Below are 19,432 nucleotides of genomic sequence, written 5' to 3'. Positions count from 1 at the left end.
ATCAGGCCTTCGCCTCGCCGTACAGCTTCTCGACATACTCCCAGTTCACGAGGTTCTCGATGAACGCCTTGAGGTAGTCGGGACGGCGGTTGCGGTAATCGATGTAGTAGGAATGCTCCCACACGTCGACGCCGAGGATCGGGGTCGCGCCATGGACCAGCGGGTTCTCGCCGTTGGGGGTCTTCTGGATGACGAGCTTGCCGTCCTTGACCGCGAGCCAGGCCCAGCCGGAGCCGAACTGACCGACGCCAGCCTGGATGAAATCGGCCTTGAACTTCTCGTATCCGCCGAGATCCTCGTCGATCTTCGAAGCGAGGGCCGCCGGGGGCTGGCCGCCGCCATTGGGCTTCATCCAATTCCAGAAATGGAGGTGGTTGAAGTGCTGGCCAGCATTGTTGAACAGCGCTTGGTTCGTGCCGTAGCTCGCCTTGACGATCTCCTCGACGCTCTTGCCGGCGAGGTCCGTGCCTTCCAGCAGCTTGTTGCCGGTGTCGACATAGGCCTTGTGGTGCTTGTCGTGGTGAAACTCGAGGGTTTCCTTCGACATGTAGGGCCCCAGCGCGTCGTACGCGTAGGGCAGCTCCGGCAGGGTGAACGTCATGCGGGTCTCCTGGGTTATCCGGGCCTCACGGGCGTGGGTCGAAGGGCGTACCGGGGGACGGGCCCGGTGCGCGGCCGGCGAGGCGACGCCGGGTAGGTAAGTCGATCCCTCGGGATCGGCAACGACCGGTGGCGCCGCGAACTGTGGGAGAATAGGGGCGAAGCCGCGGAAACGCCCGATTTGGCCGTGCAACGTCCGCCGCGAATTTTGCAATGCGGGTTCCGGGGGTTATCCTATCGCTCCCTGCCGCCCGCGACAGTCATTCGAGAGTACCATGGTCGTCGCGCTGCTCGCGCTCAGTCTCGTCATGATTCTCGGCGGCGTGGCCGCCGTGGTTCAGGGCTTTCCCTACGTGCGCCTGGAGAGCGGCCTCGCCATGGTGATCGGTGGATCGACCGCGGCATCGGCCGGGGTCATCCTGCTCGGCCTTTCGGCGGTAGTCGATCGGCTGCGCCGGGTGCAGCGGGCGATCATCGGCCTGCGCGAGGAAGGCTTTCAGCAGCCGAGCGCCGGGCCGAGCATGACCGAAGCCCCGTCCTGGCTCGCCGCCCCCGACGATCCCCCTCTCGCCACGCCGTCCGTCGGGTCTTCGGCTGCTCCCGCAGGGCCGATGGCCGGCGCGGCCGGGCTGGCAGGCCTCGGCGCTCTGAGTGCCACCCGGTCCGGTGGACGGGGCAGCGAGCCCGTCTTCGAGGATCCCGAGCCGGCTGCCGCGGCTTCGAGGGAGGTCGAGCCGCTGTTGCCCGATCTCCTGCCGGAGCCTGAGGCTCCCCAGCGTGTCCAGCCAGACGACGAAGTTTACGCCGTGGAGAAAGTCTCCACGCCGAACACCAAGCCGGAACCGAGCCTGCCCACCGCCGAGGGCCTGGGCCTGCGTCCGGCGCTCGATCTGCCGGCGGAGGAAGCTTCGTCCCCCGTGGCACAGCAGCCCGAAACCAAGGTTGACGACGGGAAGTCGACAGAGGCGACGGCGGAAGGCGTTCACACTTCTGACGGAGAGTCCGAACGCCACGCGGTGGGCAGCTATTCGTCGGGCGCCAACACCTACGTGATGTTCTCAGACGGGTCGATCGAGGCGGACACGCCGCGGGGCCGATTCACCTTCGGCTCGCTCGATGAACTCAAGAGCTTCGTCAATGCGGGCGGCGAAGAGGCCCGCGGGGCAGCCTGAGCACTTCGTGACTTGTAGCCCGCCGCGGCTCAAGCCGTTGCAGGGTCAAGGTCTGGGTTCGGTTGCCGCGATCGACTCGATGGACCAAACGTCTCAACGAACACGACAGCGCCGCTCGCGTCTCACGCCCCATCACGCCAGCGGATTGAGCGCCGGGTTTCGCTCCGGAAGGGGCGCGGCGAGCGTCAGGTGGAAGCCCTCCGGCGCATAATCCGTGGTGATCTTCGCCTGGACCTGCGTCGTCAGAACTCGTTGCAGGAGGCGTGAACCAAAGCCCTGGCGGGTCGGCGGCGCGACGGCGGGGCCGCCGCTCTCGCGCCAGTCGAGATGCAGCATGCCCGCCTCGACGCTCCACGTGATGGCGACGCGTCCGCGCCCGGTGGAAAGGGCGCCGTACTTCGCCGCATTGGTCGTCAGCTCATGGATCGCCATGCCGATCGGCACCGCGATGTCGGAGGGCAGATCGACCGGGGGACCGTCCAGGGCGATGCGCAGATCCGGAGAAGTCTCCGTCTCGCTCTCGGTGTAGGGCATCAGCTCGGAGGCGAGCAGGTCGCGCAGATTCGCGGTCTGCCACGTCGCCTCGGTCAGCACGCTGTGAGTATGCGCGAGGGACTTGATGCGGCCGACGAAGGCTTCGTGGAAGTTGTCGATGCTGGTCGCGGTGCGCGCGGTCGAGCCCACGATCGCTTGAACCGTGGCCAGCGTGTTCTTCACCCGATGATGCAATTCGCGGATGAGCAGGCTCCGCCGCTCCTCGGATTGATAATGATCGGTCACGTCGGCAACGACGCCGATCAGACGCCGGGGCAAGGAGCCGGGGCGGCTCCGCTCGAACCGGCCCGCCATATCGATGGTGCGCCACGTGCCGTCGTCGTGGCGGCGGATGCGTCCGGTGGCGTGCAGGATCGTGTCGTCCCGCAACGCCCGCACGATCGCCTGACGGAACATCGAGCGATCGTCGGGGTGCAGGATCTCCTTCAGAAAGGTCGCCTTGCCGATGCTGCCCTCTTCCGGCCGCCGGCCGAATAGGGCGAACATCCGATCGTTTTCCCAGGTCGCCCGATCATCGAGGACGTGCCATTCGAAGATGCCGAGATTGGCGACCGTGGTGGCGACCCGCAGCCGCTCCTCGCGCTCGGCCAAAGCGGCGCGCGCTTCGACCCGTGTGGTGATGTCCTGAACCACACCGACGATGCGGATCGGCGCACCGTCCGGAGACAGGAGCGCCTCTCCGCGGGCCCCGATCCAGATCTCGGAATCGTCCGTAGCGCGACGAAAGCGCGTCTGAAACTCGTAAGGGCGCCGTTCCGCGATCGCTTCGGCGACGGTGATTCCGATGCGCTCCGCCTCGTCCGGGTCGATCCGCTCGCGCATCGCCGCCCACGTCACGGAGCGACCCGGCGCGTAGCCGAGGATCTGTGCCGCCCTGCGTGAGAAGGCCATCTCGCCGGTCTCAAGGTCCCAGCGCCATTCGCCGAGGCCGGCTGCGGTCAAGGCATCGCGATTCTGCTCGGCCCGGACCAGCTCATCGGCATCGACCGGCTCGGCCACCGCCACCGTCTCGCCACCCGCCCCCTCCGAGAGGGACAGGCGCAGATCGATACCGGTGCCATCGGCGCGCCGCCAGCGGTGGATTCCGGCTTCGACGGCGAGCGCGCCGTCCAGCACGGACGTCGCTGACTGACCGTCGAGGCTACCGAGTTCGAGCCCGAGCCAGCGACAGAGACGCGGATTGGCCGCCCGGATGGTCCGGCGATCGGGCGAGAGAATCGCGAGTCCAACCGGCGCAGCCTCGAAGGCAGCCCGGTAGAGGCCGGGCGACACATCCGGCGATCGAGAACCCTGGTCCGCCCGTTCGAGCAATCCGTTCCCCGTTCAGCAGCCCCGGCCGCTTCCACCAGCATGGCCGAGGGCACGGCGACCGGCAAGGCCACGGGGGAGGCAAGCCCTAACTTGGCCGCCGGGTCAACAGCTTGGGCAGGCTGAGTGCCAACATCCGCCCGGCCCTGAAGACGGCGCCCGCGTCACCGGAACCACCCCGGAGCAGGGCGCGTGCAAACCGAACCGGCAGGTTCACGACGAAAGCCGCTGCGAGAACGCCGAACGAAACGACCCGTCCATAATGCTTCTCGGCATAGAGCGCCTGGGCGCGCAGAAAGTAGAACAGGCGCCGATCCTTCACGGCGTCGGTGGTCCCCTGGCCGCGGTGGCGGATTACGGCCTGTGCGGCATGGCACACGTGAAAGCCCGCCGCATTCGTCCGGGTGCAGAGATCGGCATCCTCCCAATAGACGAAGAAGCGCTCATCGAAGCCGCCGAGCCGCGCGAAGAGCGAGCGGCGGATCATCAGGAAAGCCCCCATCACCGCATCGACGGGCCGCGTGTCGGCATGGTCCCAGTCGAGCCGGAAATGCGACGCGACGAGTCTCGGAAAGAGGCGGTCGAGAAACAGGGTGTGTGCGACGAGGCTGGCGGCGGTGGGCGTGCGCGCGCAGGTGCGATGCGTCTCCCCGGCCTCGTCGACGAGCCGTGCGCCGACGATCCCCGTGCGGCTCTGCGCGTCCAGCACCGCACGGGCCTGCGCGATCCCATCACGGCTCACCTCCGTATCGGGATTGAGGAACAGGATCGCGTCGGCGGAGCCGAGGGCGGCACCCTGATTGCAGGCCCGGGCAAAGCCGAGATTGTCGGCGTTCCGCAGCACAGTCACGGCAAGGCCGCGCCGTTCGAGGTCCGGTAGCGCCAGCGCGTCCACCGAGCCGTCGGACGAGGAATTGTCGACGACGACCACGCGCAACGATGCAGGATCTTGGCAGTCCGCCAGGCTCGCAAGACAGGCCGCCAATTGCGACCCGGCGTTCCAGTTGACGATGACGATGTCGAGAGGCGTCACGGCGGCGCGTCCGCAGGTCGACCGAGCCGCCCGAGCAATCCCGCCGCCCCGGCCTTCAGGAGGCGGACCAACAGGCGCGGATCGAAGCCGTGATGGCCCCAGTAGAGCCCGACCTGCGCGGGGAGGTAACCCATCTGCTTGAGCTTCCAGCGGGTCGGCACGTGCGGCAGGCGCCAGCTATAGGTGGTGTTGCGCACGTAGACGGCCATGCGAAAGACCGGCTGATCCGGCATCGCCAAAGGCAGGAAGCGGGAACGGATCGTACCGCGCCCGACGCTGTGCGGGATCGCGGTGGCCGGATCCATCCAGCAGGCAAAGCCCCGCGCCCAGGCGCGGAAGCACCATTCGAGATCGACCGCATCGATGAAGAAGTCTTCGCGGAAGGGCCCGATCACGTCGAAGGCCGCAAGGTCGAGCAGCGAGCCGGAGGTCGCCAGAAACTCCACCGGCAGCAGGGCACCGACGGGGGGCGTGCGCGGTCTCAACGGATAGCGCGGTGCCTTGTGGCCGGGATTGGGCGCGGCGGCCGGACCGATGAGGGCGGGAACGAGCGCTTGGCCCTTCATCGCACCGGCCAGACGGTCCAGGGCGAAGCCCAGCGCGCTGGCCGTATCCGGGGAGGCATCGGCGTCCTGATCGAGCAGGAACAGGCGGCGGAAACCGGCTGCGGCGGCGGCCTCGGCCAGCCGGTTGAGCGCGGCTCCGATGCCAAGATTACGGCCCTCGCCCAATCGCACCACACCGGGCGTCGTGCCGAGCTGCGACAGGGCATCGGGCAGGATGCCACCGTTGTCGAAGACGAAGATCGGCATCCGCCCGCCGAAGCGCTCCGCGACCCGTACGACCTGCGCCGTCGAGGGGCGAAAGAAGACAACCGCGACGGCGGTGCTGGAGAGGGAATCAGAGGACGACACAGCGCCCCCATTGCGACGGTCCGTCCGGCGAGACAAGAGTTGTGGGCACGGGGCTGACCGTCAAGCTTCGCAGCTCGATGGGCGCTAGCCCCCGGTTATCGGAACACCAACCGAGAATCGTTCGTCAGCCGAACTCTCAAGCCGAGGGGCGGCACCCTCCCTGGGGGGATATCGTTCGCATCACCCCCATGGCACGCGACCCTCCTTTAAAAGCATGGTGCATGACCGCTTAAGGGAAGAGAAATTTCACGCGTCGGGAAATTTATCAAATGTTATAAAAAATCAGCGTAACTGAGCACGCGATGTTTCAGCCCGAGACGGATCATCATGATTCGACGCTTCCACGACGATGTCCGCGCCAAGTACGACGCGCTCAATCTCTCGCAAGCCATGATCGAGTTTTCTCTCGACGGAATTATCGTTACTGCCAACGCGAATTTTCTCGCGGCCGTAGGCTATGATCTCAGTGAAGTGAGAGGCTTACATCACAGCCTTTTTCTCGAGCCGTCCTATGCCGGCAGCGATGACTATAAAAAATTCTGGGCCGCGCTGTGTCGTGGGGCCAATCGATCTGCCGAATTCAAGCGCATCGGCAAGAATGGCCGCGAGATCTGGATGCAGGCGAGCTACAATCCCGTGCGGGATCGATCTGGCAATGTCGTAAAGATCATCAAAATTGCGACCGATATCACCCAACAAAAGCGCCAGAATCTCGATGTCGCCGGTCAGATCGCGGCACTAAACCGGTCGCAAGCCATCATCGCCTTCACCCCCGACGGCACGATCCTGGAAGCCAATGACAATTTCCTCGCTGCGGTAGGCTACCGCGCAGAGGAGATCCAGGGTCGTCATCACAACCTGTTCGTCGATCCGGCCGAGCAGGCCGGGGAAACCTATCGATCCTTCTGGACGTCACTCGCGCAGGGGTCGTATCACTCGGCCGAGTTCCGCCGTATCGCGAAGGGCGGGCGGGACATCTACATCCAGGGAAGCTACAATCCGATCACGGATGCGAACGGACGTGTCGTCAAGGTGGTGAAATTCGCCACCGACGTCACCGCCCAGGTGCGCGAGCGCCAGCTTCGAGCCGAGGCACAGCGCGCGATCAGCACCGATCTCGACGCCATCGGATCGGCCGTGGTGGACGTGTCCCAACAAACCGGCGAGGCGGCCCGCACGATCGGTCGGGTGTCCGACGAGATCCAAGCGGTCGCGGCTGGCACGGAAGAGCTTTCGGCCTCGGTCGGCGAAATCAGCCAGCAGGTCAGTTCCGCGGCCCAGATGGCGCAGGATGCGGTCCAGCGGGCCGAACATGCGGGGACCATCATCGGGAGCCTGAGTGATCAAACGGCGCAGATCGGCGCCGTTGTTCTCATGATTCAGGGTATCGCAGCGCAGACCAACCTGTTGGCACTCAATGCCAGCATCGAGGCAGCCCGGGCCGGCGAGGCGGGCCGGGGATTCGCCGTGGTCGCTTCCGAGGTGAAGACTCTGGCCGAGCAGACCGCGCGGGCGACGGACCAGATTCGAGCGCAAATCACGGCAACGCAACAGGCGGCGAAAGACGCGGTTTCCGCGATCGATTCCATTCAGAAGATGATTCGAACTTTGAACGACGTCTCGGCGACCATCGCCTCCGCGGTCGAAGAACAATCGGCCATCACCTGCCAGATCTCGAGCAGTATGCAGACGGCCTCGCGCGAAGCGGTCAGCATCGCCGGTGCGGTCGAATTGATTGCCGGTGCAACCCGCAACGTCGATGCGGCCACGGGTCAGGTGCGGGAAGTCGCGCGCAAGATCGCGTGACGCACCGCCCCCTAGGCGCGGCGAAGATAGTCAGATGGGCCGAGCGCCCCCTGCCATCGCGTCGCGCAGCACAATTCTGATCAAGTTCTCGGTGGGAGAGGACGCCGTTCGGTGCGTCCTCGGCGGGTGTCGTGTTCCGTCACCTCTGACAAGTTCGACCGGACCGGGAGTGTAGATGAGTCGATGAATGAGTGGCGTTGCCGCCCCATATCCATTCTTCATCTGTGATTGGGATGTGGACGTAAGCGGGTAGGTTCGCTCCATTCATTCCCGCCGCCACAGGGGGCGTCGAGGAAACTTACTCGACGATCAGCTTGTAGCTCTGTCCCGGCTTCACACTCGCGCCCCGTTCCAGGCCGTTGAGGACGAGGAACCGGTCCGTGGCGCGGTCCGGCGCCACCATGCGGCGGGCAAAGCTCTCCACCGTGTCGCCGGGTGCCGCGGTGAGGATACGCAGATGGGCGGGCTTGAGGCTCGCTGCCTCCTCCGGCTCGATCGGGCGCAGGCTCTCGACCCATCGGCGGAAGGCCGGATCGGGGTCGGTCGCGCCCTTGGCCGCCATGATCATACGGTAGGTCGTCTCGCCGACGCGGATCGCCGCGAGGCGGAAAGTCCAGTCCTTGCCCTTCGACAGAGCGGTCACGGTCGGATGCCCGCCGATGATACGGTTCTCGACGGAAGTCGAATCGATGGCGTCGTTCCAGGTGGCGCGCAGCACCTCTTCGAGACCGCGATCGGCGCTGGCCTCGACCTGATCGAACAACAGGCGGCGGCTGCCCTCGGGGGTCGTGCCGAGCACGGCGTTGCGGGTGTTCTCGATGGCGAAGGCATCGGGCACCTCGAAGGCGATGCGCAGGCCCGGATGCAGGAAGCGGCGGCCCCGCACCATGCCGTCGCCGGGATTGTCGCCGTAGGCGAGCCCGTCGATGGCCGCGAGGTAGCGGGCGCGCTCGTCCACCCCGAGACCGGGGGCGCCGATGCGACGCGCCGCGCGGGTCACGAGGGCGATGCGCTCGGTCGTGGCCGGGTGGGTCGCGAGCATGTCCGGTTCGGCCGCGTTGCCGTTGCCGGTCTTGAGGGCCATGGTGCGGTTGAGTGCCTCCAGGAAGCGGCTCGCACCGAACGGGTCGTAGCCGGCCTGGGCCAGCACGCGTACGCCGCTCGTATCGGCCTCGAATTCCTGCTCGCGGGAGAACCGGGCCAGGGTGAACTTGGACTGGTTTTCGAGCTGCGCGCCGGTCACCGGATCGTTCAGAACGTCGGCCACGACGCGGCTGACGAGTTGCGAGCGCAACGCCATCTCGCTGCGGGCCGTGGCATGGCGCAGCGTCACGTGGGCAATCTCGTGCGCCAGCACCGCCGCCACCTCCGACGTGTCGGTCGCGAGCGCGAGCAGCCCGCGGGTGACGTAGAGGCGGCCGCTTGGGAGGGCGAAGGCGTTGACGACGGGCGAATCGAGCAGGGTGACCGCGTAGGCTTCGTCCGGTCGCTCGCTGGCGCGCACCAGCCGCTCGGTGACCTCGGTGAGGAGCTTGTGGGCGGCCGGCGCCCTGTACTCACCGCCGAAGGAGGCGACGAGCTTGGAATGGTCCGCATCGTCGCCGATGCGAACGCGGCCTGTGGTCTTGGGGGCCTGCTCCGGTACCCTAATCGTGGCGGGCGTCAGAACGCTTCCCGTCTGATCGGCGGCGCAGGCCGAGAGGAAGGCCACGAGCCCGATCATGAAGGCATGCGCGGAGAACCGGCCCGCCACGAGCCGATCCTCACGGCGTGCTTGCCGCATCGATCCGTTGTGCCGATCCCCCGTCATGCCGTTCAGCGCCGCAGCGCCTGCTCCCCCTCGACCACCTCGATCGCGTCCCGGCCCGTCAGGTCGATGACCGGCCCCCGACCCATCTCGACCATACCGCGGATTCGCACGAAGCGTCCCTTCAGCGTGGCCGCAGACAAACCATGATCGGCCAACCGGCGCCAAGTGCGTTTCTGCACGGTCACGGTGAGGCCCTGCGCTCCCCGGAGCGCGAAGTCGAGATAGGTCCGGGCGCTGCGTTCACCGACATGGAGGATCCGTCCCACCACGACGGTGAAGCGTCCAGCTCGCGCCGTGAGCGCCGCCGCATCTTCGGCCTCGATCGGGCCCCCCGTCCATATCCCGAGTCCGGCCGCGCGCGGTGCCGCTTCGAGGCTCCGCAGGCCAGGACGGCAGAGAAGATCCGCCTCGCCGGGATCGGCGTAAGCGAGGCCCGCCGCGATCAGCCCTCCCGCAAGATCCTCCGGCTCGCCGCCATCGCTGACCGCATCGACTCGGTGGCGGCCCCAGCGGTCGGCGCTGCCGCGCTCGGTCAGGATGAGCGGCTTCTCGCGAAAGTTGAGCAGCCAAGTGCGCGCGCTGGCCTCGACCGCGGGGTCATCGGTCCAGCGCGCATCCGACAGCACCGCCCGTTGTCCGGATGCGAAGATCAACTCGCCGCGGGGCCCGAGGCCGGCGAGCCGATCCACCCACGCCGGCCCGGCTCGACAGGATTCGTCCGCCGCAACCACCCCCGAGGGCGACGCAGCGCAGAAGGCGGCCAGCAGAAAGAGGCTGCTGCGCCCGCACGGAGGGGCGCTGTCGATCCGGCCGGACGTCATCCGGGGCATCGGGGCGGGCAGGCAGTTCACAGCGCGCGTCTCTGTTATGCCTCGTTGCGGTTGGGCGCCATGATCGTGACGGATCCCGCCCGGAACGGGGCAGGATCGGGTCGCTTCGCTTCTTTCGCTACCACTGCTGCGGACCGGCCACAGCGCATCGCGGTAGCCCAGAATCCTGGGTGAGGCGGAGGCGCCACACCAGTTTGAATTCCGGCAACGGCCACGCTTTTCCCGCGTCGGGTGATCGTCGCGCCTTGTGAGCATCGCAATTGGCAGCAACGGGAGCCCGCAGGTTTTGCGGGAATGTAAGGGGTCTCGATGCCGCGCGGGTTTCTGTCGACCACTGCCTGTGTTGCGCTTGTCATGAGCCTCGGTGCTTGCGGCACGACGCGCTTCGACGCCCCGCGCGACCGTCCGCGACCGCAGGCTGCCCTGGAACCTGCCACACCGGCGCTGCCAGCCGGAACCGTGACGAGTGAACCGCTGGCGCCGCCGCCCGGCGCGAGCGCGGCTCCCGTCGAACCGCCGCCGCCCAGCGTCGCCGCCGCGTCCTCTCCCGCACTCGCTCCGGAGCCGCCCCCGCCCGCTCCGGCTCCCGTCGTCGCGACGGGCCGCTCCTCGGTGGTGGGCTCGTGGAACGCTACCGATGTCAGCGGTTCCTGCCGGGTCTCGCTCTCGAGCGCACCGGCCCTCGACCTCTACAAGGCCTCGACCTCGGGCTGCGCCAATAAGGATCTGGCCAAGGTTTCGGCCTGGGATTTCCGCGACGGTGAGGTCTACCTGTACCAGCCCGGCGGCACCGTCACGGCCCGTCTGCGCCAAGCCGGCGGCAGTTTGGACGGCGCCCTGTCGAAATCCGGCGCGCAGCTGTCGCTGGCCCGCTGACGGGACGCTCCCTCTCGACCGAGAGAGCGAGCCGACATGATGTCGGTGAACGGCCCAGCCGATCTGGGACGCATTACGCGCCCCGGCCACTCCGGAACTGCCCGCGCCGTGCGGGGGCTCCCGCCGAAGCGCCGTCAGGGGTTCACCCGCACGCCGAGCAGCACGGCATGCCCTTCGTAGCTTGAATTTGCGCCGGTGCTGGTGAGCGTCGACCAGATATAGCTTCCGCGGAACGTCAGCCACCGATTGAAGCGGTAATCGAGGCGGGCGAAAGCCGAATAGCCGCGTTCACGGATCCGCACACCCTCGTAGGTATTGGCGAGATAGGTGGCGCCGAGATTGATCGAGAGGTTTCGGAACAGGTCGTGCTGTACCTCGAGGCTGGCGACGTCGGTAAAGGCGCCGCTCGAGCCGGGCACCGACGTCTCGATGACGCCGGTCTGCTGGTTGAAGCGAACGGTGGTCAGCGGTGAGACCGCCCAGACAAGAGCGGTGTTGACGAGGGGCGCATCGATCAGCCGAAGGGCGCGGTCGACGTAGGAGCGATGCTGCAATCCTGCCGAGATCTCCGCGGTGAGGGCGCGATTGATTTCGATGCTGGCTCCAGCCGTGAAGGCGATGCCGTCGGAATCGCGGCGCAGCCCGGCTTGGTCGACCGGCGTGTCGTAGATGCGGGTATCGATCAGCGTCTCGACGAACGGCGTGAAGACCGGCGAGACCTCGTAGCCGGCGCGCAGCCGCAACCCGTACTGATTGGCGTCACGGTCGCTCTGGCGGATCACCGCGCCGTTGGACAGCCGCGCATCTTCGAACACCTGCCGATCGATCGAGCCGCGCAGGGAGAGTTGGAGACGGTTGAAGTTCTGCTGCACGCCGACCGTCGCACCGTAGCTGGCAAAGAGCGGGCGCGTGGCGGTGGCGGCGTTCAGATCGGGCGAACCGGTGCGCTGAGTGTCGACGAGGAAGCGCGTCTCGACATCGATACGGGTGTCGCGATTGGCATCGACGCGCAGCCGCGAAACGCCGACGGCATTGGGGCGGCTGGCATCCGGATTGTCTGGATATTCGAGATAGCTGCCGCGCATCTCGCTGGTGAACTCGGCCTGAGACCAGTCGCTGCGGACCGACAATTCCGCCTCGCTGCGCAGGACCAGGGACGGTTGCGCGGCGCGGGCAACGGTCTGGTTCGGGTTCGTGTCGTAGCCGAGGCTCTGCGTGAAGGCGGGCAGGATCGTGAAGGTGCCGAGGCGGTAGCCGAGCGGCGCGTAGGCCGGATCGACGGCGTTGGGCCCGGCACGAAAAGCGTTCCCGAAGCCGAGGCCGAGACCCAGACCAAGGATGCCGGCCGGGTTGACGAGGCCGAGCGGTGCAATCGAGGTCGGCAAGGGGATGCCCGAGACCGGGCTCTGGATCACCGGCGATAGTCGCAGATCCGTCGTGCTCTGCTGCGTGCGGATTTGCGTGACCTGCTTGGTTGGCGAGCCGAGTCGCCGCGCCGGCGCCGCCCGCTGGCGCAGGAGGGAAGGCCGCACGCCGTTGACGCTAGCACCGCCGGTCGTGGGAGACCCCGTGCGGAATCGCGGCAGGCGCGCCACGCTGTCGTCCTCGGTGGCGGCCGGAGAAGGAGGCTCGCTCGTCGAGAAGGCGGGATTGCGCGGACCGAACGCGGCCGAACCAAAACCATTCGCACCGGCACCCGATCCACTGCCGCTCGTCGCGCCCGGCGTCGTTTGGGTGAAGACCGAAGAGCCGAGCGCCGAGCCGCCAGGAGCGGAAGCTCCGCTGCCGCCGCGGAGGCTTGAGCCGGCGTCGCTGGCCGAACCACCGGAACGGGGACGAGTGGGCTGGGCGCCCGAATCGGCCCCCTCCGCCGGAGCGATCACCGCGGGATCGACGTCCTGGCCGTAGGTCGGGCCCGCGCTCGGCGCCAGCAGCAGCGCCGCGGCGAGCAGCGGCGCGAAGCCCCGCGGCCGAGCGATGGCGCCCGCCCCGGCGCGGCATCCGCGCTGTCCCGTGATCGGCCGATCGCGTGTCACCGGCAGCGCTCTTTCCCTCGATGCGGCCGGTGGGCCCGCCGCCGACACCCTCGGATCGAGGCCGGTCCACCATGGTTAATGGAGCTATACCGGACAGGGTTAACGGGGGGTTTCGGGCTGTGCAGGCGGCTGGGCACCCGCGTCCAGCTCACGCCTTCGTTGCAGGCTACCCTCCAGACCCCCTTGCGACCGCATTTCGGGCTCAGTACGCGAGCGAGACTTCAACGAACGGACGCGACTCATTCATGGCCCTAGCCCAGCGAATCGAGGAAATGGACGTGGCCGGCGTGGCCCGCTTGCCGGCCATTGCCTCGGCTTTGCGCACCATCGAGACCGAGCGCGACGGACTCGCCTGTTTGATGGCGGCGATCGACAACGGGATGGGTGCGGCCTTCGCCCACGCCGTCGCGCGGATCGGCGCCGGGCGGGGCCGGGTGATCTGCACCGGTATGGGCAAGTCCGGACATGTCGCTCGCAAGATCGCCGCGACCATGGCCTCGACCGGCACGCCCGCCCTCTATGTCCATCCGGCCGAGGCGAGCCATGGCGATCTCGGCATGGTGCAACCCGAGGACGTGGTGCTCGCACTCTCGTGGTCGGGCGAGACCACGGAACTCGCCGACATCATCGGCTACACCCGCCGCTACGGTGTCGCGCTGGTGGCGATCACCGCCAATGCCGCCTCGACGCTCGGACGGGAAGCGGACATCTGCCTCACTTTGCCCAAAGCCAAGGAAGCCTGCCCGAACGGGCTGGCGCCGACGACCTCGACGGCCATGCAATTGGCGCTCGGCGACGCGCTCGCCGTAGCGCTCCTCGAAGCGCGGGGCTTCTCGGCCCGCGACTTCTCGGTGTTCCATCCCGGCGGCAAGCTCGGCGCATCGCTCCGTCAGGTGCGGGAGGTCATGCATGACGGCGAGCAGTTGCCGATCGTGGCTTTGGGAACCCCCATGCGGGCGGCGGTCGCCGAGATCGAAGCCAAAGGGTTCGGCTCGGTGCTGGTCACGGATGCGGAAGGCCGGCTCGCCGGCATCCTCACCGACGGCGATGTGCGCCGGGCGATCTTCACGAAGAATGGCCTCGAAGAGCTGGCGGTCGACGCTGTGATGACCCGCAATCCCCGGACCATCACCCCGGAGACCCTGCTGGCCAAGGCCCTACAGATCCAAGAGGCAATGAAGATTACCGCGCTCGTGGTGGTCGAGGGTGAGCGCCCGGTCGGGCTCGTCCACTATCACGATCTGTTGCGCACTGGTGTCGCCTGATCGGCTCCCAAGCTCCCCGGTAGTTGTTCCACTCAAGCGTCCTAACGACCTACATAAATTGATAAATATCTGTCGCTTGGCTTGCCGAAATCGACCCACAGGACCCGTAATTTCCAAGAATATCGTCCTAATCATGCGCTAAAATGGCGCTGTCGTACCCGGGAACATCGTCGAGCGTGAGCGTTTGAGGCGTGTCGTTCCAGGGTCTCGGACCCCGACGGCATCTTTCGACGACAGGACGCTGCGGTGGCCAGCTCGATGCTGTGACCCGTCGCCCCGCGCCTGCACGGCCGGAGGGCCGGACATACGGCCCCCGTCGAGCGCGCGCGCAATGAGACAGGGGATGGACAATGGAAACCTACAAAGACGCCCTTTCGGGCAAATGTCCGTTCGGCGGTGATCGTATCGGTGGCTCGTTCGCGACGCCGCCGACCCTGGAAGAATGGTACCCCGACCGGCTGCGGGTCGAAACGCTGCATCAGAACGGGCCGCAGGCCGATCCGCTCGGCGCCGATTTCGATTACAAGGCTGCCTTCGAATCCATCGATTACGAGCAGCTCAAGGCCGACATCCGTTCGTTTCTGACGAGTTCGGTGCCGTGGTGGCCGTCCGATTACGGCAATTACGGTCCCCAGATGATCCGCATGGCCTGGCACTCGGCCGGCACCTACCGCATTGCCGATGGGCGCGGCGGCGCAGGGGAAGGTCTGCAGCGCTTCGCCCCGATCAGCAGCTGGTGGGACAACGGCAACACCGACAAGTCGCGCCGTCTGATCTGGCCGATTAAGCAGAAATACGGCAACGCCCTCTCCTGGGCCGATCTGATGGTGCTGACTGGCACCGTCGCCCTAGAGATCATGAATTTCCCGACCTACGGCTTTGCCGCCGGGCGGCGCGATGCTTGGGAGGCGGACAACGCCACCTATTGGGGACCCGAATTGTGGGACCCGAACAACGTCGCTTCCTTCGACGACATGGTGAACCGCGACAAGCGCTGGCGCGGGAAGAACGGCGATCCTGATTACGACCTCGAGAATCCCCTCGCGGCCTCGCATCAGGCGCTGATCTACGTGAACCCGGAAGGGCCCTATGCCAGTGGCGATCCGGCCGCGTCCGCACGCGACATCCGCATCACCTTCACCCGCATGGCGATGAACGACGAAGAGACCGTCGCGCTCATCGCGGGCGGTCACGCCTTCGGCAAGAGCCACGGCATGGTGAAGGCCGACCGCATCGGCCCGCCGCCGGAGATTGCGCCGATGGAGGCCATGGGACTCGGTTGGCACAACCCGGAGGGCTCGGGCGCTGCCGAGCACACCATGACGAACGGCATCGAAGGGTCCTGGGTGCCGAACCCGACGACGTGGGACAACGACTACCTGACGAACCTCTTCAAGTACGAGTGGAAGCAGACCAAGAGCCCGGCGGGCGCCCTGCAATGGCAGCCGATCGATCCGGACGCGCCGCGCACACCCGACGCCCACGTGCCCGGCGAGACCCACCCGCTGATGATGATGACCAGCGACATCGCCCTCAAGGTCGATCCAGTCTATCGCGAGATCTGCCAGAAATTTCTGAGCGATTTCGACTACTTTACGCTGCAATTCTCGAAGGCTTGGTACAAGCTGACTCACCGCGATATGGGCCCGAAGGAGCGGTATTTCGGTCCCGAAGCAAAGATCGAGGACGATCTGCTCTGGCAGGACCCGATCCCACCGGTCGATCACCCGCTGATCGAGGCCGCCGATGTCGAGGCCCTCAAGACGGAGATCCTGGCAAGCGGTCATTCCGTCTCGGATCTGGCCTTCACAGCCTTCTCCTCCGCTTCGACCTATCGCAAGAGCGACAAGCGCGGCGGCGCCAACGGAGCCCGTCTGGCCTTGGCCCCGCAATCCGGTTGGGCGGTCAACCGTCGTACCGTCGCGGTGATCGACAGCCTGCGCGGCATCATGGCGAGCTTCAACGGCAGAGCGTCGGGGGGCAAGAAAGTCTCGCTCGCCGATCTCATCGTGCTCGGCGGATGCGCGGCGGTGGAGAAGGCGGCCCAAGATGCCGGTGTCGACGTCACCGTTCCCTTCGCGCCGGGGCGGATGGACACGCGGCCGGACCTGACCGACACGGACAGCTTCGAGTGGTTGAAGCCGGTGGTCGACGGATTCCGCAATTACATCGACGACCGCTTCGCCGAGATCACGCAGGGCAAGGTCGCGCCCGAGCAGGTGTTCTTGGATCGGGCGAACCTGCTGGCGCTCACCGCCCCCGAATGGGTCGCGCTGACGGGGGGATTGCGGGCCCTGAACTTGAACCATGACAGCTCTCGTCACGGCATCTTCACCGACCGCGTCGGCGTCCTGACGAACGACTTCTTCACCGTGCTGACCAGCATGGATTACGAGTGGAAGAAGGCGGACGACTCGGGAATGACCTTCACACTCGACGACCGCGCCACCGGCGAGACGAAATTCACGGCCACCCGTTGTGACCTCGTCTTCGGGTCGAACGCACAGCTTCGAGCGGTGACGGAAGTCTATGCCGGCACCGATGGGCATGCGCGCTTCGTCCGGGACTTCGTGAAAGTCTGGGACAAGGTGATGAACCTCGACCGGTTCGACCTCAGGGTCTGATCCGCTCGCGGCGACCGGGCGACATTCGGATCGCACGGTCGCCGCGCCAGCTGCGCGTCAAAGCCCGCCCCTCGACAAGCACCGCCATCCGTCCGAAGGAAGGGAGGGGCAGGGCGCGGGGAGCGGGTCGCGCATGAGTGAGCATGTCACCATCGAGGACCGCCCGGACGGCGTACGCCTGATCCGGATGAACCGACCGGAAAAGAAGAACGCGCTGACCGGCGCGATGTACGACGCCCTGCGCGAGGCGCTGGCCGCGGCGGACACTTCCGACCATATCGGCGCCGTCGTGCTGGCGGGGCTGCCCGGCGCCTTCACCGCAGGCAACGACCTCGCCGACTTCGTCGCCACGGCCCGAGGTGGCTCTTTCCTCGACATGCCGGCCCTGCACTTCATTCGCCAGCTGGCCCGTACGCGCACGCCGCTGGTCGCGGCCGTGGACGGGCTCGCCGTCGGCATCGGCACGACGCTGACGCTCCATTGCGATCTCGTCTATGTCGGCCCCCAGGCGCGCTTCCGCATGCCCTTCGTCGAACTCGGCCTCGTGCCGGAGGCCGCCGCATCCCTGCTGCTGCCGCGCCGAGTCGGTACAGCGCGGGCCTCGGCGTTGCTGCTCCTGTCCGAAGCGTTCAACGCCGAAACCGCGTTGTCGCTCGGCCTCGCCACTGCCCTTCTGCCTTCGGACACGATCGAAGCGCATGCCCTGGAACAGGCCGCGCGCCTCGCCGCGCTGCCGCGCGCGGCCTTGGCCGCGACACGGCAGCTGATGCGGGGCGATCAAGCTTTGGTGGAGGCGGCGATCGAGACCGAGGCAGAGGCCTTCGCCGAGCGCCTCGCCTCGGCCGAGGCGCAGGAGGCCTTCAGCCGCTTCCTGTCGGGCGCGCGCAAGCCGTGACCTTGCCCCTGCGCGGGAAAATCTGTCTCGTAGCCGGAGCCTCCCGCGGCGTCGGGCGCGGCATCGCACGGGGCCTCGGCGAGGCGGGCGCCACGGTGATCGTGACCGCCCGCTCGTCCGAGACCGGCCGGCGCACCGAGACCCGGCCGGAGACGATCGAGGACACGGCCCGTGCGGTCGATGCGGCGGGCGGCGAGGGGCATCATTACCTGTGCGACCACAGCAGCGAGCGGCAGGTCGACGAACTGGTGCACTGGGTTCTGCGGCGCTTCGGGCGGATCGACGTGGCGGTCTCCAGCGTCTGGGGCGGCAACGAGGGTTATGACGGAGAGCGCTATCCCGACGGGGCCAGTTGGGGCACCCCGTTCTGGCGGCGCTCGGCAGAGCCCTTCGCCGGGTTTCTCGGCTCCGGTCCCTATCCGGGCCTGCTGCTCGCCCGGGCGGTCGCGCCGGCCATGGTATCGGCGCGGCGCGGATTGATCGCCTTCGTCTCGTTCGGCACCGAGGATTACCTCGGCGACCTGTACTACGACCTCGCCAAATCGGTGACGAACCGCCTCGCCTTCGCCTGTGCGGCGGAACTCGCGCCCCACAAGGTCTGCGCCCTGGGGCTCTCGCCCGGGTTCGTGGCGACCGAACGGGTCCACGATTCCGGACAGGCAGAGATGGCCACCGAGACCCCGCTTTATGCGGGCCGCGCCCTCGCCGCGCTCGCTGCCGATCCGGAGGTGCTGGAACGCAGCGGGCAGGTTCTGCATGCCGGAGATCTGGCACAGGCTTACGGCTTCACCGACGCCGATGGCAGCCGGCCGGAGCGCTTCCGGATCGTGAGGGATACATGAGCCTGCAGGGCAAGACGCTGTTCATCACCGGGGCCTCGCGCGGCATCGGCCTCGCCATCGGGCTTCGCGCGGCGCGCGACGGCGCCAACATCACCATCGCGGCCAAGACCGACACGCCCCATCCGAAGCTCGAAGGCACGATCCACACCGCCGCCGAGGCGATCGAGCGGGCCGGCGGCAAAGCCCTGCCGCTGGTCGTCGATGTCCGCGACGAAGACGCCGTTAAGGATGCCCTCGACCAAACAGCGAAGAGGTTCGGGGGGGTCGACATCGTCGTCAACAACGCGAGCGCGATCGCGTTGACGAACACGGCCAACACCGAGATGAAGCGCTTCGACCTGATGCATCAGATCAACGCGCGCGGCACCTTCCTCGTCAGCAAGCACGCGATTCCGCATCTCGAGAAGGCGGGCAACCCCCATATCCTGATGCTGTCGCCGCCGCTCGACATGGCCGAGAAGTGGTTCGCGCCGCATCTCGCCTACACTATGGCGAAGTTCGGAATGTCGCTTTGCGTTCTCGGGCTCGCGGGCGAATTGCGGTCCAAGGGCATCGCGGTCAACGCGCTGTGGCCGCGCACGACCATCGCGACGGCGGCGATCCAGAATCTTCTCGGCGGCGATGCGCTGATGCGGGCGAGCCGCAGGCCAGAGATCATGGCGGATGCAGCCCACGCCCTGTTCGAGAAGCCGGCGCGGACGTTCACGGGCCGCTTCCTCATCGACGACAGCTTCCTGGCGGAACAGGGTGTCACGGACTTTTCAAAATACCGCGTCACAGCGGGTGTCCCCCTTGCGCCGGACTTCTTCGTGCCGGATGCGAGCGAGCCGCCGCCCGGCGCCCTCGACTAGACGCCATTCTCGAGT

At 67.1% G+C, this 19,432-nt stretch carries 15 protein-coding genes; 8 read left to right on the top strand and 7 right to left on the bottom strand.

Going from position 1 to position 19,432, the window contains the following annotated elements:
- Nucleotide 1 precedes the first annotated feature (1 nt).
- Nucleotides 2-601, bottom strand: coding sequence for a superoxide dismutase (locus OWC43_RS00635; protein WP_137827362.1), 600 nt, complete (start codon nucleotides 599-601; stop codon nucleotides 2-4).
- 274 nt (nucleotides 602-875) lie between these two features.
- On the opposite strand from OWC43_RS00635, the gene OWC43_RS00630 reads away from it, so the two are divergent.
- Nucleotides 876-1,772: a hypothetical protein gene (locus tag OWC43_RS00630; RefSeq protein WP_393955318.1), complete on the top strand. Its 897-nt coding sequence runs from the start codon at nucleotides 876-878 to the stop codon at nucleotides 1,770-1,772.
- 132 nt (nucleotides 1,773-1,904) lie between these two features.
- On the opposite strand, the gene OWC43_RS00625 is transcribed toward OWC43_RS00630, so the two are convergent.
- The 3 genes from OWC43_RS00625 to OWC43_RS00615 form a co-directional block, all read right to left on the bottom strand.
- Complete coding sequence (locus OWC43_RS00625; RefSeq protein ID WP_393955317.1) at nucleotides 1,905-3,638, bottom strand: HWE histidine kinase domain-containing protein; 1,734 nt, start codon at nucleotides 3,636-3,638, stop codon at nucleotides 1,905-1,907.
- An 85-nt stretch (nucleotides 3,639-3,723) separates the two neighbouring features.
- The gene (locus OWC43_RS00620; RefSeq protein WP_393955316.1) at nucleotides 3,724-4,668 is read right to left on the bottom strand and encodes a glycosyltransferase family 2 protein; all 945 of its coding nucleotides are present in this window, start codon (nucleotides 4,666-4,668) and stop codon (nucleotides 3,724-3,726) included.
- Nucleotides 4,665-5,582: a rhamnosyltransferase gene (locus OWC43_RS00615; RefSeq protein WP_393955315.1), complete on the bottom strand. Its 918-nt coding sequence runs from the start codon at nucleotides 5,580-5,582 to the stop codon at nucleotides 4,665-4,667. Before OWC43_RS00615 ends, OWC43_RS00620 begins: the two co-directional genes overlap by 4 nt.
- A 327-nt stretch (nucleotides 5,583-5,909) precedes the next feature.
- Between OWC43_RS00615 and OWC43_RS00610 the strand changes: the two genes are divergently transcribed.
- On the top strand, nucleotides 5,910-7,388 hold the full coding sequence (locus OWC43_RS00610; RefSeq protein ID WP_393955314.1) for a PAS domain S-box protein: 1,479 nt from the start codon (nucleotides 5,910-5,912) through the stop codon (nucleotides 7,386-7,388).
- A 298-nt stretch (nucleotides 7,389-7,686) separates the two neighbouring features.
- Here OWC43_RS00610 and OWC43_RS00605 read toward each other — a convergent pair whose 3' ends face one another.
- Both OWC43_RS00605 and OWC43_RS00600 read right to left on the bottom strand, forming a co-directional pair.
- Nucleotides 7,687-9,111, bottom strand: a complete 1,425-nt coding sequence (locus OWC43_RS00605; RefSeq protein WP_393958459.1) for a M48 family metalloprotease — start codon at nucleotides 9,109-9,111, stop codon at nucleotides 7,687-7,689.
- Nucleotides 9,112-9,203: 92 nt separating this feature from the next.
- Complete coding sequence (locus OWC43_RS00600) at nucleotides 9,204-10,019, bottom strand: DNA-binding protein (RefSeq protein ID WP_393955313.1); 816 nt, start codon at nucleotides 10,017-10,019, stop codon at nucleotides 9,204-9,206.
- A 318-nt stretch (nucleotides 10,020-10,337) separates the two neighbouring features.
- Here OWC43_RS00600 and OWC43_RS00595 point away from each other — a divergent pair, with 318 nt between their 5' ends.
- Nucleotides 10,338-10,904, top strand: coding sequence for an AprI/Inh family metalloprotease inhibitor (locus OWC43_RS00595; RefSeq protein WP_393955312.1), 567 nt, complete (start codon nucleotides 10,338-10,340; stop codon nucleotides 10,902-10,904).
- A 134-nt stretch (nucleotides 10,905-11,038) separates the two neighbouring features.
- On the opposite strand, the gene OWC43_RS00590 is transcribed toward OWC43_RS00595, so the two are convergent.
- Nucleotides 11,039-12,940 carry an outer membrane beta-barrel protein gene (locus OWC43_RS00590; protein ID WP_393955311.1) on the bottom strand — a complete coding sequence of 634 codons (1,902 nt, stop codon included), beginning with the start codon at nucleotides 12,938-12,940 and terminating at the stop codon, nucleotides 11,039-11,041.
- 245 nt (nucleotides 12,941-13,185) lie between these two features.
- Here OWC43_RS00590 and OWC43_RS00585 point away from each other — a divergent pair, with 245 nt between their 5' ends.
- From OWC43_RS00585 to OWC43_RS00565, 5 genes are all read left to right on the top strand, one after another.
- Nucleotides 13,186-14,205, top strand: coding sequence for an SIS domain-containing protein (locus OWC43_RS00585; protein ID WP_393955310.1), 1,020 nt, complete (start codon nucleotides 13,186-13,188; stop codon nucleotides 14,203-14,205).
- Between the two features lie 350 nt (nucleotides 14,206-14,555).
- Complete coding sequence (gene katG, locus OWC43_RS00580; protein ID WP_393955309.1) at nucleotides 14,556-16,829, top strand: catalase/peroxidase HPI; 2,274 nt, start codon at nucleotides 14,556-14,558, stop codon at nucleotides 16,827-16,829.
- 133 nt (nucleotides 16,830-16,962) lie between these two features.
- The gene (locus tag OWC43_RS00575; RefSeq protein WP_393955308.1) at nucleotides 16,963-17,724 is read left to right on the top strand and encodes an enoyl-CoA hydratase-related protein; all 762 of its coding nucleotides are present in this window, start codon (nucleotides 16,963-16,965) and stop codon (nucleotides 17,722-17,724) included.
- Entirely contained in the window at nucleotides 17,721-18,566 is an 846-nt protein-coding gene (locus tag OWC43_RS00570; RefSeq protein WP_393955307.1) for an SDR family NAD(P)-dependent oxidoreductase, read from the top strand. The genes OWC43_RS00575 and OWC43_RS00570 overlap by 4 nt, the downstream gene beginning before the upstream one ends.
- Nucleotides 18,563-19,417 (top strand): SDR family oxidoreductase, encoded by an 855-nt coding sequence (locus tag OWC43_RS00565; RefSeq protein WP_393955306.1) that lies wholly within the window; start codon nucleotides 18,563-18,565, stop codon nucleotides 19,415-19,417. Before OWC43_RS00570 ends, OWC43_RS00565 begins: the two co-directional genes overlap by 4 nt.
- Nucleotides 19,418-19,432 lie beyond the last annotated feature (15 nt).

It is taken from the genome of Methylorubrum sp. POS3 (genome assembly GCF_043352485.1).
Taxonomy (GTDB): Bacteria; Pseudomonadota; Alphaproteobacteria; order Rhizobiales; family Beijerinckiaceae; genus Methylobacterium; species Methylobacterium suomiense.
This window is presented reverse-complemented; position numbering and strand designations above follow the sequence as displayed.

Bases quoted from the DNA above. Each gene is read 5' to 3' on its own strand.
- OWC43_RS00635 (WP_137827362.1), bottom strand. From the start codon at position 601: ATGACGTTCACCCTGCCGGAGCTGCCCTACGCGTACGACGCGCTGGGG.
- OWC43_RS00630 (WP_393955318.1), top strand. From the start codon at position 876: ATGGTCGTCGCGCTGCTCGCGCTCAGTCTCGTCATGATTCTCGGCGGC.
- OWC43_RS00610 (WP_393955314.1), top strand. From the start codon at position 5,910: ATGATTCGACGCTTCCACGACGATGTCCGCGCCAAGTACGACGCGCTC.
- OWC43_RS00605 (WP_393958459.1), bottom strand. From the start codon at position 9,111: ATGATCGGGCTCGTGGCCTTCCTCTCGGCCTGCGCCGCCGATCAGACG.
- OWC43_RS00600 (WP_393955313.1), bottom strand. From the start codon at position 10,019: ATGACGTCCGGCCGGATCGACAGCGCCCCTCCGTGCGGGCGCAGCAGC.
- OWC43_RS00595 (WP_393955312.1), top strand. From the start codon at position 10,338: ATGCCGCGCGGGTTTCTGTCGACCACTGCCTGTGTTGCGCTTGTCATG.
- OWC43_RS00585 (WP_393955310.1), top strand. From the start codon at position 13,186: ATGGCCCTAGCCCAGCGAATCGAGGAAATGGACGTGGCCGGCGTGGCC.
- katG (WP_393955309.1), top strand. From the start codon at position 14,556: ATGGAAACCTACAAAGACGCCCTTTCGGGCAAATGTCCGTTCGGCGGT.
- OWC43_RS00575 (WP_393955308.1), top strand. From the start codon at position 16,963: ATGAGTGAGCATGTCACCATCGAGGACCGCCCGGACGGCGTACGCCTG.
- OWC43_RS00565 (WP_393955306.1), top strand. From the start codon at position 18,563: ATGAGCCTGCAGGGCAAGACGCTGTTCATCACCGGGGCCTCGCGCGGC.